This window comes from Mycobacterium sp. 4858, from assembly GCF_900240975.1.
In the GTDB taxonomy this organism is placed as follows: Bacteria; Actinomycetota; Actinomycetes; order Mycobacteriales; family Mycobacteriaceae; genus Mycobacterium.
Genome location: NZ_LT968776.1, coordinates 2925078 through 2938329 on the forward strand (window position 1 = coordinate 2925078; position 13252 = coordinate 2938329).

The following is a 13252-nucleotide window of genomic DNA, read 5'->3' on the forward strand; positions in this document are numbered from 1 at the left end:
GACATGGCAGAAACAGATACGCGACGCTCACACGTCCGGCTGGCAGCCGCGGTGCTGGCCGGCCTGCTGGTGGCGTTCGCCGCTGTGACTTACCTTTCCTACACAGCGGCTTTCGCCTCGATCGACAACGTCACGGTCTCGGCCCCGCGCGCCGGTCTGGTGATGGAGAAGGGTGCCAAGGTCAAATACCGCGGCATTCAGATCGGCAAGGTCGAGAGCATCGACTACTCCGGTGACCAGGCGCGACTGACGCTGGGCATCAACAGTGACGACATGCACTTCATCCCTTCCAACGCGACGGTGCACATCGCGGGCAACACCATCTTCGGGGCCAAGGCCGTGGAATTCCTTCCGCCGCAGAACCCTTCGCCGACCCCGCTGCGCCCGGACGCGCACGTCGCCGCGTCGGCGGTGCAGCTGGAGGTCAACACCCTGTTCCAGTCGCTGATCGACCTGCTGCACAAGATCGACCCGGTCGAGCTCAACGGCACGTTGAGCGCGCTGTCCGAGGGTCTGCGCGGTCACGGCGACGACTTCGGCGGCATCTTGTCCGGCCTGAACACGCTGACCCAGCAAACGAACCCGAAACTGCCCGCGCTGCAGGAGGACTTCCGTAAAGCGGCGGTCGTCACCAACATCTACGCCGACGCCGCCCCGAACCTGAACACCGTCTTCGACAACCTGCCGACGATCAACAAGACCGTCGTCGACCAGCAGAACAACCTCAACGACACGTTGCTGGCCACGATCGGCCTGGCCAACAACGCCTACGACACGTTGGAGCCGGCTGAACAGAACTTCATCGACGCCATCAACCGGCTGCGGGCCCCGCTGAAGGTGGCCGCCGACTATTCGCCGGAATTCGGCTGCCTGTTCGCCGGCATCGACCGGGGCCTCAAGGAATTCGGACCGATCCTCGGCGTGCGCAAAGCGGGTCTGTTCACGTCTTCGAGCTTCGTGCTGGGTGCGCCGGCGTACACCTATCCCGAATCGTTGCCCCTGGTCAATGGCTCCGGGGGCCCGAACTGCCGGGGGTTGCCCGACATTCCGAACAAGCAACACGGTGGATCGTGGTACCGGGCGCCGTTCCTGGTGACCGACAACGCCAACGTTCCGTACGAGCCGTTCACCGAGTTGCAGTTCGACGCGCCCTCGACACTGCAGTTCCTGTTCCATGGCGCGTTCGCCGAACGGGACGACTTCTGATGGCGGCCGGGGCAATGCCGACGCACCGCTCGATGATGATCAAGGTCAGCGTCTTCGCGGTGGCCATGCTGATCGTGTCCGCGGGTCTGGTGGTGGTCTTCGGGGACTTCCGATTCGGCCCCGAAAGCACCTACCACGCAACGTTCACCGATGTGTCGCGCTTGAAGGCGGGCCAGAAGGTTCGCATCGCCGGGGTGCCGGTCGGAGCCGTGTCCGGTGTGAAGCTCAACCCGGACAACACCATCGACGTGTCGTTCGGGCTCGACAAGCGCTACACCCTCTATTCCTCCACCCGCGCGGTGATCCGCTACGAAAACCTGGTCGGTGACCGGTATCTGGAGATCACCTCCGGTCCGGGGGGAGCTGCGCAAGCTGCCGCCGGGCGCGACGATCAACGCCCAGCACACCCAGCCGGCGCTGGATCTCGACGCGCTACTGGGTGGCCTGCGGCCGGTGCTCAAGGGGCTGGACGCGGACAAGGTGAACACGATCAGCAGCGCCGTCATCGAGTTGCTGCAGGGTCAGGGCGGCGCGCTGTCCAACGTGCTGGCCGACACCAGCGCGTTCTCGTCGGCGCTGGGCCAGCGCGACCAACTCATCGGTGACGTCATCAACAACCTGAACACGGTGCTCAAGACGGTCGATGCGCGCAGCGCCCAATTCTCGGCCAGCGTGGACCAGCTGCAGCAACTGATCAGCGGCTTGGCGAAGAACAAGGACGACATCGCCGGCGCCATTCCGCCGCTGGCCTCCACGACGACGGATCTGACCGAGCTGCTGAAGAATTCGCGGCGGCCGCTGCAGGGCATCCTGGAAAACACCCGGCCGCTGGCCACCGAAATCGACAATCGGAAGGCCGAGGTCAACAACGACGTCGAGCAGCTGGGTGAGGACTATCTGCGGCTGGCGGCGCTGGGCGCCTACGGGTCGTTCTTCAACATCTACTTCTGTTCGGTGACGATCAAGATCAACGGCCCGGCCGGCAGCGACATCCTGCTGCCGCTCGGTGGTCAGGTGGATCCGAGCAAGGGGAGGTGCGCTTTTGTCAAGTAACGCAAAGCGCGAGCGCGATCCGCTGCGCACCGGCATCTTCGGTGTGGTGCTGGTGGTCTGCGTCGTGCTCATCGCATTCGGCTACGCGGCGTTACCGTTCTTCCCGCAGGGGAAGGTCTACGACGCCTACTTCTCCGACGCCGGCGGCATCAATCCGGGCAATGCGGTGTACGTGTCGGGCCTCAAGGTCGGCAAGGTGACCGCCGTGGGCCTGGCCGGTGACACCGCGAAGATCAGCTTCAGCGTGGATCGGCACGTCACCGTCGGCGACCAGTCGCTGGCCGCGATCCGCACCGACACCATCCTCGGTGAGCGTTCGGTCGCGGTGACGCCGGCCGGCAGTGGCAGGTCGACCACGATCCCGCTCAGCCGCACGACCACGCCGTACACGCTCGCCGGCGCGCTGGAGGACCTGGGCTCGAATGCCAGCAACTTGAACAAGCCCCAATTCGAGCAGGCGCTGAACGTCCTGACCGACACGTTGCACGACGCGACTCCCCAGCTGCGCGGCGCGCTCGACGGTGTGACGACGCTGTCGCGCACCCTGAATCGCCGCGACGAGGCGCTGCAAAGCCTGCTGGCGCATGCGAAGTCCGTGACCGGCGTCCTGTCCCAGCGTGCCGACCAAGTCAACAAGCTGGTCGACGACGGCAACGAGTTGTTCGCCGCGCTCGACGAGCGGCGCGCCGCGATCGGACAACTCATCGGGGGAATCCAGGGGCTATCGCAACAGATTTCCGGCTTCGTCGCCGACAACCGCCGTGAATTCGGCCCGGCGCTGAGCAAGCTCAACGACGTGCTGAGCGACCTCAACGAGCGCCGCGACTACATCACCGAGGCCCTCAAGCGGCTGCCGACTTACGCCACCGAGCTGGGCGAGGTGGTCGGCTCTGGGCCCGGCTTCAACGTCAACGTCTACGGCGTCATACCCGCGCCGCTGGTCGCGACGATGTTCGACTTCTTCTACCAGCCCGGCAAGATGCCGGCCAGCCTCGCCGACTACCTGCGGGGGTTAATCCAGGAACGCTGGGTGATCAGGCCGAAGTCGCCATGACCAAGCGCTTCTCCGGCAGCCGGGGGCTGCGTTACACGACCGCCATCGCTCTCATCGCGGCGTTGGTGGGTGGCGTGTACGTATTGTCGTCGACCGGCAGTACGCGAAGTATCGTCGGCTATTTCACGTCGGCGGTCGGTCTCTACCCCGGTGATCAGGTTCGTGTTCTCGGTGTCCCGGTCGGCACTATTCGCACGATCGAGCCGCGACCCTCCGATGTCAAGATCACCATGTCGGTGTCCAAGGACGTGAAGATCCCGAAGGACGCCAAGGCCATCATCATGTCGCCAAACCTGGTGGCGGCCAGGTTCATCCAGCTGACCCCGGCCTACACCGGCGGCCCGGCGCTGCCCGACGGCGGCAGCATCGGCCTCGGTCGCACCGGCGTGCCGGTGGAATGGGACGAGGTCAAGGAGTCGCTGACCCAACTGGCGGTGCAGCTCGGTCCGACGACCGGATCGATGCAGGGGCCACTGGGCCGGGCGATCAACCAGGCCGCCGACACGTTCAACGGCAACGGTGATTCGTTCCACAACGCACTGCGCGAACTCTCGCAAGCCGCTGGGCGGCTGGGGGATTCGCGCAGCGACATCTTCGGCACGGTCAAGAACCTTCAGGTTCTCGTCAACGCGCTGTCGGCCAGTAACGAACAGATCGTGCAGTTCGCCGGAAACGTCGCCTCGGTGTCGCAGGTGCTCGCCGACAGCTCACGCCACCTGGACACCACGCTAGGCACGCTCAACAAGGCCCTCTCCGACATCCGCGGGTTCCTGCACGAGAACAACTCGACCATCATCGACACGGTCAACAACCTCAACGACTTCGCCAAGACGCTCAGCGACCAGAGCGACAACATCGAACAGGTACTGCACGTCGCGGGCCCGGGTATCTCCAACTTCTACAACATCTACGACCCGGCCCAGGGCACGCTCAACGGTCTGTTGTCCATTCCGGAGTTCGCCAACCCCGTGCAATTCATCTGCGGCGGGTCCTTCGAGACGGCCGCCGGGCCGAGGGCGCCCGACTATTTCCGGCGTGCGGAACTGTGCCGTGAGCGGCTGGGGCCGGTGCTGCGGCGCCTCACCGTGAACTACCCGCCCATCATGTTCCACCCGCTCAACACGATCACCGCCTACAAGGGCCAGATCATCTATGACACCCCCGAAACCCAAGCGAAATCGGCGACTCCGGTCCCCGAGCTGACCTGGATCCCGGCCAATGGCGCCAAGACGCCGCCGGCCGCCCAGAACCCGGCGGATCTGCAGGCGTTGCTGGTTCCGCCGGCACCGCAGAGCGGCCAGGCGCCGGCACCGGCCTTGGGAAATGCCGGACCCGCTCCGGCGCCCGGACCCGCGCCGGGGAGCGCCTTCGGACCCCTGCCGGGGCCCCCGCCAAGCCAAACACCGCCGGCCGCGGACGGGGGCGGCTGATGCGCCGGATGTGGTTGCGGGGTGGTGCGTTAGCGGCCGGTAGCGCGCTGCTGGCCGGCTGCCAATTCGGCGGTCTGAACTCCCTGTCGATGCCCGGTACGGCCGGCCATGGCGGCGGCGCCTACTCGATCACGGTCGACCTGCCCGACGTGGCGACGCTGCCGCAGAACTCTCCCGTCATGGTCGACGACGTGACCGTGGGCAGCGTTGCCGGCATTCAGGCGATGCAGCGCTCCGACGGATCGTTCTATGCCGCGGTGAAATTGGCGCTGGACAAAAACGTCGTGTTGCCGACCAACTCCACGGCGACGGTCGCCCAGACCTCACTGCTGGGTTCGATGCACATCGACCTGGCGCGCCCGAAGGACAAGCCGGCCATCGGCCGGCTGACCGACGGGTCGAAGATCTCCGAGTCCAACACCGGCCGTTATCCCACCACCGAAGAGGTACTGTCGGCCCTCGGTGTCGTGGTGAACAAGGGCAATGTCGGTGCCCTGGAAGAGATCACCGACGAGACCTATCAGGCCGTCGCCGGCAGGCAGAACCAGTTCGTCGACCTGCTGCCCCGACTCGCGGAACTGACCGCCGGACTCAACCGTCAGGTCAACGACATCATCGATGCCGTCGACGGCCTGAACCGATTCTCGGCGAGCCTGGCGCGTGACAAGGACAACCTGGGCCGGGCCCTGGACACCCTGCCCGACGCGATACGCGTGCTGAACAAGAATCGCGACCACATCGTCGAGGCGTTCGCGGCGCTCAAGAAACTCGCGACGGTCACTTCCAACGTGCTCGCGAAAACCAAGGCCGATTTCGCCGCTGACATGAAAGACCTTTACGCGGTGGCCAAGGCCCTCAACGACAACCGAAAGAACTTCGTCACTTCCCTGCAGATCTTGCTGACGTTCCCGTTCCCCAATTACGGGATCAAGCAGGCCGTCCGAGGCGATTACCTCAACGTGTTCACCACCTTCGACCTGACCCTGCGCCGGATCGGCGAAACGTTCTTCACCACGGCATATTTCGACCCGAACATGGCCCACATGGGTGAGATCCTCAATCCACCCGACTTCTTGACCGGCGAAATGGCAAACCTGTCCGGGCAGGCGGCCGACCCGTTCAAGATCCCGCCCGGCACGGCTTCAGGACAGTAGGAGGCGGCCGCAGATGCACGACAGACTCACCAAGATCCAACTCTGGATCTTCGCGGTGATCACCGCCATCACGTTGACGGTGATGGCAATCTTCTACCTGCGGCTGCCCGCGACCTTCGGGCTCGGAACCTACGCCGGCACCGCCGATTTCGTCGCCGGCGGCGGCCTCTACAAGAACGCCAACATCACCTATCGCGGCGTCGCAGTGGGACGGGTGGAATCGGTGGGCCTCAACCCCAATGGCGTCACCGCGGAGATGCGGCTGAACAGCGGCACGCCGATTCCGTCGAACGTCACCGCGACCGTCAAGAGCGTGTCGGCCGTCGGCGAGCAATACATCGACCTGGTACCGCCCAGTACGCCGGCGTCGACCAAGTTGCGCAACGGGTTTCGGATCGAGCGGCAGAACACCCGGATCGGCCAGGATGTCGCCGACCTGCTGAAGCGGGCCGAGGCGCTGACCAACAGCCTGGGCGACACCCGCCTGCGTGAGCTGCTGCATGAGACATTCATCGCGACCAACGGGTCGGGCCCCGAGCTGGCCCGGCTCTTCGAATCCGCCCGGTTGCTGGTGGACGAGGCCAATGCGAACTATCCGCAGGCTTCGCAGCTCATCGACGAGGCCGGTCCCTTCCTGCAGGCACAGATTCGCGCCGGCGCCGACATCAAGACGCTGTCCGACGGGCTGGCGCGGTTCACCTCCGAGGTGCGGCAGGCCGACCCGGAGCTTCGCCAGACGCTGGCCACCGCCCCGGGTGCCACCGACGAGGCCAGCACCGCGTTCTCCGGTATCCGCCCCTCCTTCCCGGCGCTGGCCGCCAGCCTGGCCAACCTCGGCCGGGTGGGCGTCATCTACCACAAGTCGATCGAGCATCTTCTGGTCGTCTTACCGGCGCTGTTTGCCGCGATCATCACGATGGCGGGCGGTCCACCTCTCGACGAGGGCGGCAAGCTGGACTTCAAGCTGGACCTGAACGACCCGCCGCCGTGTGCGGTCGGCTTCCTCCCGCCGCCATTGATGCGCACACCCGCTGACGAGACCGTGCGCGAGCTGCCGAAGGATATGTACTGCAAGGTCGCCCAAAACGACCCCAGCACGGTACGTGGCGCCCGCAACTACCCCTGCCAAGAGTTCCCCGGGAAGCGCGCGCCCACGATTCAGCTCTGTCGTGACCCGAAGGGCTATGTGCCCGTTGGGCGTAACCCATGGCGAGGTCCGCCGGTCCCGTACGACACTCCGATGACAAACGGTCTGAACGTCTTGCCGCCCAACAAGTTCCCCTACATCCCGCCGGGCGCGGAACCCGACCCCGGCACTCCGATCGTCGGGCCGCCCCCGCCCGGGGTGGTGCCCGGGCCGGGGCCGCTGCCGAACAAGCAGCCGGCATATGATCCGCCGCCGCCCAACGACAACGGGCCGCCACCACCCTTCACGTCGTGGCAGCCTCCGGGGATTCCACCCGTGCCGCCGCAACTGCCCTATCCCAAGTGGCTGCCACCACCGGCGCCGCCAGAAGGTATCAATCCCCCGCCGGCCGGTCCCGGACCGGAGAAGCCGTGGGGGCCGCCGCCGGGCCCGCAGCCGCAGGCCAGCGGACCGGCGTATACGACCTATGACGAGAAGACCGGCGCGTTCAAGGACCCGGCCGGCGGCACCGGTATTTTTGCGGCCGGAGCCAGCGGCGCATCCAGTGCCGAGAACTGGGTGGACCTGATGCTTGATCCAAGGCCGATGTAATGGACGCTGTCGCAGCAGAAGAGCAGACAACCAAACCCCGCGTCCGTCGTCGGGCGTCGCGCGCGGCGGGTCCCGCGAAATCGGAGGAGGCCAAGGCGGCGCCGGTGAGCGTCGAGGTCCCGGCCGGGTCCAAGTCGCCGGCGAAGCTCGCCAAGCCAGGGAAGGCTCTGAAACCTCCGCCGCGACGCCAACCCAACCGAAGGCTGGTGGCGTGGATCTCGTTTGCGGCCGCAGTGCTGGCCGTTGGGGCGCTTGCCGGCTGCGTGGCCCTGTTGCGAGTCCAGCAACGACACGCTCACGCCGCAGAGGCGCGTGACCAGCGTTTCGTCGACACCGCCAGGCAGACCGTGGTCAACATGTTCAGCTACAAACAGGACAACATCGACGAGAGCGTGAATCGTTTCGTCGACGGCACCAGCGGCCCGCTTCGCGGGATGCTTGGCGCCAACAACAACGTCGAAAACCTCAAGGCCATCTTCCGCACTACCAATGCGACGTCGGAGGCGGTCGTCAACGGCGCAGCGCTGGAAGGCATCGACACGGTCGCCGACAACGCGTCCGTCCTGGTCTCCGTGCGCGTCACGGTCGCCGACATCGACGGCGTCAACAAGCCCTCCATGCCATATCGTCTGCGCGTGATCGTGCACGAAGACGAGACCGGGCGGATGACCGGCTACGACATCAAATACCCGAACGGCGGTAATTGATGCGATGGCTGCGCTGGCTGGCGGCCGCCGCGAGTTACCTGGCGGTCGTGGCGTTCGTCGGACTGTCCGCGGTGGGCGGCTGGCTGTATTGGGACCGCGTGCAGACCCGCGGCGAGCAGGCGGCGCGTGCGGTCCTGCCAGGGTTGGCGGCCAAGGAGATTCCCGAGGTCTTCGCCTACGACTACCAGACCGTCGAGCGGAGCCTGACGGCCGCGTATCCGCTGTTGACGCCGGAATATCGCGCTGAATTCCAGAAGAGCGCCAACACGCAGATCATCCCCGAGGCCAAAAAGCGTGAAGTGGTTGTGCAGGCTAACGTGGTCGGCGCGGGAGTCATGTCGGCCAAACGGGATTCGGCATCGCTGATGGTCTACATGAACCGTACGGTGACAGACAAATCACGCCAGCCGCTCTACGACGGCAGCCGGTTGCGGGTGGACTTCAAAAAGATCGGCAAGCAGTGGCTGATCGCCTACATCACGCCGATCTAGTAGCACATCGCAATCGCGTTGCAGTACAACGGATAACGCTCGACCGGGCTGGGCGGGGGGCCGCTCAGTGTAAGCGAGAACGGTTGCTTCTTCATCGCCGGTTCCATCCCGCAGACGGCACCGTGCAGGGTGGTGTGGGTGCCGCTCATCGTTTCGTCGCTGAAAGCCCACGTTTCGGTGGAAGGGGCGGTGCCGCCACCCGGACATGACACACCGTCAGCCTTGTCGACCTTGAAAGTCCACAGCATGCTCGACATCCGCGCCCGGCCGCTGTAGTTCTGCAGTTTGTCCGCGGCGCTAATCCGCTCGTCCGTGAAACTCACGATGTTCAGGGCGCAGTTCATCGCGAAAACGATTGGGTCGGAATAGTCGTTCATGTTCCGGGTTCCGGAGGGCTGATCGCAGATGGCCGTGACGGTCCAGGTCACCCCCGACACGCCCGCCTCGTTGTAGCTGTAGTTGCCGTCCGGCGGCGGTCCGAGCGCCTTGGCGGGTGCCCCGGATTCCAGCGCAATTCCCGTTGCGACGGCGACGAAGATGCCGGTGCCCGCAGCCAGTCCGTGACGGAGCTTCATCTGACCCCTCCCTCCGCGATCCCTTGAGTATCACAGCGATTACGCGGCAACACCATGGGTTCGCGCGGCCTAGTTGGCATCGTGAGGACGCGACTCCGCCAACGCATCCAGGAACGACCGCGCCCAACGGTCGACGTCGTGCACCAGGACCTGGCGCCGCATCGACCGCATCCGGCGCCGGCCCTCCTCGACGGGCTGGTTGAGCGCCGCCTCGATCGCGTCCTTCACGCCGTCGAGGTCGTGCGGGTTGACCAGATAGGCCTGCCGGAGTTCGTCGGCGGCGCCGGTGAATTCGGACAGCACCAGCGCGCCGCCGAGATCGCTGCGGCATGCGACGTACTCCTTGGCCACCAGGTTCATGCCGTCGCGCAGCGGGGTGACCAGCATGACGTCGGCGGCCACGAAGAACGCGATCAATTCGTTGCGGGGGACCGGACGGTGCAAGTAGTGCACCACCGGATGGCCGACCTCCGCGTATTCGCCGTTGATGTGTCCCACTTCGCGCTCGATGTCGTCACGCAGAATCTGATAGCTCTCCACGCGTTCGCGGCTCGGCGTGGCGAGCTGGACCAGCACGGTGTCGTCGCGCTTCGCGCGTCCCTCCGCGAGCAGCTCCGAGAAGGCCTTGAGCCGCACGTCGATGCCCTTGGTGTAGTCGAGCCGGTCGACGCCGAGCAGCACCTTGCGGGGGTTGCCCAGCTCGGCCCGGATCTCCCGGGCGCGCCGCCTGATGTCGCGGTCGCGGGCGGTGTGATCGAGCGAGCCGGAGTCAATGGAGATGGGGAACGCGCCCACCCGGACGACGCGCGACCCGAGATCGACCTCGCCGTATCGCGAGCGCACCCCAACCGATCCGCGGGAGGTGTTGACGCCGATCAGCCGCCTGGACAGGAACAGGAAGTTCTGCGCCCCCCCGCTCAAGTGGAAGCCCACCAGGTCGGCGCCGAGCAGGCCCTCGATGATCTCGGTGCGCCAGGGCAGCTGCATGAACAGCTCCACCGGCGGGAACGGGATGTGCAGGAAGAAGCCGATGGTGACGTCGGGACGCAGTTCGCGCAGCATCTTGGGAACCAGCTGCAGTTGATAGTCCTGCACCCACACGGTGGCGCCCCGGGCGGCGGCGCGGGAGGTGGCTTCCGCGAAGCGCCGGTTGACCTCGACGTAGCGTTCCCACCATTGGCGGTGGTAGATCGGCTTGACGATGACGTCGTGATAGAGCGGCCACAGCGTGGCGTTCGAGAACCCCTCGTAGTACTGGGCGATGTCGTCGGCGCTCAGCCGCACCGGGCGGAGCTCCAGGTCCTCCTGCACGATCGGCTCGTCGTCGAAGTCGACCTCTTCCTCGGCGATGCCGGCCCAACCGACCCATGCGCCGCGCCGGCGGCGTAGCAGCGGCTCCAGCGCCGTCACCAGGCCGCCCGGGCTGCGCTTCCACGCCGTGGTGCCGTCGGGAAGCCGCTCCTGGTCCACCGGAAGCCGGTTGGCGACCACGACGAAGTCGGAGTTGCCGAAGGTCGGCATCTTCGAGTCGTGCCCGTTCCCGGGAGTCATTTACGCGTCGAGTTTTGCGGGCCCAATGCCGAGCATGGACAGGAACACGCGGCACTCGTCGGCGTCGTTCGCGTACGCCGCGACAACCCGCCTGGCCTGGCTCGCGGTGCTGTCGGCGACCGGTTCGACGTCGCCGATCTCGCCAGGGTCAGATTTGGTAGCCATGACTTAACTGTAGGTGATGCAGCATGGGCAGGTGGGTGAGGACTTGATGTAGCTAACGAGTTGTTCGCTGTTCAGCCGCCAATAACGCACGTGTAGAACAACTGCAATAACCTCGTCGGCAACCGTCCCGGCTTTACGTGGCCCGCGACGCCAAAGACTTCGGAAACAGGATGGTTCTCACCCCCGCTGACGTCCACAATGTCGCATTCTCGCGTCCGCGCATCGGCAAGCGCGGTTACAACGAGCAAGAGGTCGACATCTTCATCGACCTGGTCGAGCAAGAGCTGACTCGGCACCTGCAAAAGGAAACCGAGCTCCGCAGCCGCTGCGCCGAGCTGCTCAAACGCGCTGGCACATTGGACCGACGGGAAGCCGAGCTTTCCGAGCGCGAGGCGGCCCTCGTCCAGTACGAACACGACGTGCGCGCCTGGGAGAGCCGGGTGCGCGAGCAGGAGGCGCGGCTCGCCCAGCGGGCGGGCGGGCTCGCGAAGCGGGCCAACCCGTTGCCCCAACAACTGGCCCAGATCCGGCATCGGGAGGCGCAGGTCGCCGGGCGGGAGGCCGAGCTTGCGCAGTGGGCGGACGAGCTGGGGCGGCGGGAAGCCGAACTGCGCTTGCGGGTACAGCAGCAACCGGCCACCGTCTTGCCCATCGCGGCGGACGCCGCCGCAGGCCAGGCGCCGCGAGCCTACCGCCACGCGCAGCCGCTGAGGGCCGTGCCGAAGTCCGCCGCGTCCAACGGGTCGGCCCGCATCGACGAGGTGCGTGCGGTCGCCTCGGTGCGCGGGCGGCACGACATGGAGAGGATGGCGATCCGGGCCGTCACAGATCAGCTCGGCAACACCGTGACCGAGACCGTCCATGAGCGGACCCGGAGGGCCCTACTCGACCACGACAGTCCGGCGGCGCCCGCCGACCACCAAGTCGAACTCGAGCGGCTGAAGGCAGAGAACGCCGAGCTGAACCGCTCGTTGCGGCTGCTCAAGGCGGCGGCCGCCTCTCTCGCGGCCGCCCTTGATCGCCCGTAGTCGGCCCACCCAGCGGTGAGTCGATTACACACTGGCCGTAATGTGTAAACACGTGGGACCTGGCGACGAATGAGGTGGGCCGAATGACAGTGTCAGAGCAAGCCGGTGCCCAGACGGGCGACGCCAACGCCGAAGAGTTGGTGACTTACGAAACCCTCGACGAGGGCCGCATCGCGCGCATCTGGCTCAACCGTCCGGAGGCACACAACGCGCAAAGCCGCGGCCTGCTGGTCCAGCTCGACGAGGCGTTTCTGCGCGCTGAGGCCGACGACACCGTGCGCGTGGTGATCCTGGCGGCGCGCGGCCGCAACTTCTCCGCAGGCCACGACCTGGGTTCGGAGCTGGCGATCGCCGAGCGCAGCCAGCTTCCCAGCTTTCGCATCAACGGTGGGACCCGCGATCCGATCGTGGAGAAGCTCTACCTGCAGGAGTGGCACTACTTCTTCCAGAACACCTGCCGCTGGCGGGATTTGCGCAAGATCACCATCGCCCAGGTGCAAGGCAACGCGATCTCCGCGGGCCTGATGCTGATCTGGGCGTGCGATCTGATCGTGGCCGCCGACAACGCGAAGTTCAGCGACGTGGTCGCGGTGCGCCTGGGCATGCCGGGTGTCGAATACTACGCCCACCCTTGGGAATTCGGTCCGCGCAAGGCCAAAGAGCTGCTGCTGACCGGGGACTCACTCGACGCCGACGAGGCGTATCGGCTGGGCATGGTGTCCAAGGTGTTCCCCGTCGACGAGTTGGCGGACAAGACTCTGGAATTCGCCCGGCGCATCGCCGACCGGCCCACAATGGCGGCCCTGCTCGTCAAGGACTCGGTCAACGCCGCCTCCGACGCAATGGGATTCACCGAGGCGTTGCGGCACGCGTTCCACATCCACGAACTGGGCCACGCGCACTGGGCGGCCCACAACGAGAACCGGTACGCGGTGGGCCTGCCGCCCGAGGTCGAGGACTGGCGCAACGCCAAGCCCACGCAGGTGGCCCGCCGCGACACGCCGTAGCAGGTCGCCGGTCCCACGTGGCCACCCGACGCCGCGGCGAGTTCTCCGCGTGGTTCGATATCTGGAACCTGTTTGGAGTTTGAGAGGGCGTCG

Annotated in this window: 12 protein-coding genes and 1 pseudogene; 10 read left to right on the forward strand and 3 right to left on the reverse strand. The window is 66.1% G+C overall.

Going from position 1 to position 13252, the window contains the following annotated elements; genetic code table 11:
* The first annotated feature begins 3 nt into the window (after positions 1-3).
* From C1737_RS22375 to C1737_RS22410, 8 genes and pseudogenes are all read left to right on the forward strand, one after another.
* Positions 4-1206: an MCE family protein gene (locus C1737_RS22375; RefSeq protein ID WP_067922946.1), complete on the forward strand. Its 1203-nt coding sequence runs from the start codon at positions 4-6 to the stop codon at positions 1204-1206.
* Positions 1206-2259 (forward strand): annotated as a pseudogene (locus tag C1737_RS22380) (MCE family protein). Before C1737_RS22375 ends, C1737_RS22380 begins: the two are co-directional and overlap by 1 nt.
* Positions 2249-3313, forward strand: coding sequence for a virulence factor Mce family protein (locus C1737_RS22385; RefSeq protein ID WP_067922942.1), 1065 nt, complete (start codon positions 2249-2251; stop codon positions 3311-3313). The pseudogene C1737_RS22380 and the gene C1737_RS22385 overlap by 11 nt, the downstream one beginning before the upstream one ends.
* Entirely contained in the window at positions 3310-4743 is a 1434-nt protein-coding gene (locus tag C1737_RS22390; RefSeq protein ID WP_068094735.1) for a virulence factor Mce family protein, read from the forward strand. Before C1737_RS22385 ends, C1737_RS22390 begins: the two co-directional genes overlap by 4 nt.
* Positions 4743-5897 (forward strand): virulence factor Mce family protein, encoded by a 1155-nt coding sequence (locus C1737_RS22395; RefSeq protein ID WP_067922939.1) that lies wholly within the window; start codon positions 4743-4745, stop codon positions 5895-5897. Before C1737_RS22390 ends, C1737_RS22395 begins: the two co-directional genes overlap by 1 nt.
* Positions 5898-5910: 13 nt before the next feature.
* Positions 5911-7635 (forward strand): virulence factor Mce family protein, encoded by a 1725-nt coding sequence (locus tag C1737_RS22400; protein ID WP_068094733.1) that lies wholly within the window; start codon positions 5911-5913, stop codon positions 7633-7635.
* A complete protein-coding gene (locus C1737_RS22405) occupies positions 7635-8342 on the forward strand; it encodes a mammalian cell entry protein (RefSeq protein WP_067922933.1) in 708 nt (235 codons plus the stop codon). The genes C1737_RS22400 and C1737_RS22405 overlap by 1 nt, the downstream gene beginning before the upstream one ends.
* Positions 8342-8833 (forward strand): mammalian cell entry protein, encoded by a 492-nt coding sequence (locus C1737_RS22410; RefSeq protein WP_067922931.1) that lies wholly within the window; start codon positions 8342-8344, stop codon positions 8831-8833. Before C1737_RS22405 ends, C1737_RS22410 begins: the two co-directional genes overlap by 1 nt.
* Here C1737_RS22410 and C1737_RS22415 read toward each other — a convergent pair.
* The 3 genes from C1737_RS22415 to C1737_RS22425 all read right to left on the reverse strand — a co-directional run bounded on the left by C1737_RS22415 (position 8830) and on the right by C1737_RS22425 (position 11124).
* Complete coding sequence (locus tag C1737_RS22415; RefSeq protein WP_067922928.1) at positions 8830-9408, reverse strand: hypothetical protein; 579 nt, start codon at positions 9406-9408, stop codon at positions 8830-8832. The two genes, C1737_RS22410 and C1737_RS22415, sit on opposite strands and share 4 nt — an antisense overlap.
* 69 nt (positions 9409-9477) lie before the next feature.
* Positions 9478-10959 (reverse strand): trehalose-6-phosphate synthase, encoded by a 1482-nt coding sequence (locus tag C1737_RS22420; RefSeq protein WP_102419488.1) that lies wholly within the window; start codon positions 10957-10959, stop codon positions 9478-9480.
* Positions 10960-11124: a hypothetical protein gene (locus C1737_RS22425; RefSeq protein ID WP_102419489.1), complete on the reverse strand. Its 165-nt coding sequence runs from the start codon at positions 11122-11124 to the stop codon at positions 10960-10962. It lies immediately after the preceding gene.
* 137 nt (positions 11125-11261) lie between these two features.
* Between C1737_RS22425 and C1737_RS26945 the strand changes: the two genes are divergently transcribed.
* Positions 11262-12152, forward strand: a complete 891-nt coding sequence (locus tag C1737_RS26945; protein WP_068094724.1) for a DivIVA domain-containing protein — start codon at positions 11262-11264, stop codon at positions 12150-12152.
* A gap of 83 nt (positions 12153-12235) precedes the next feature.
* Entirely contained in the window at positions 12236-13159 is a 924-nt protein-coding gene (locus tag C1737_RS22435; RefSeq protein ID WP_067922919.1) for an enoyl-CoA hydratase, read from the forward strand.
* Positions 13160-13252 lie beyond the last annotated feature (93 nt).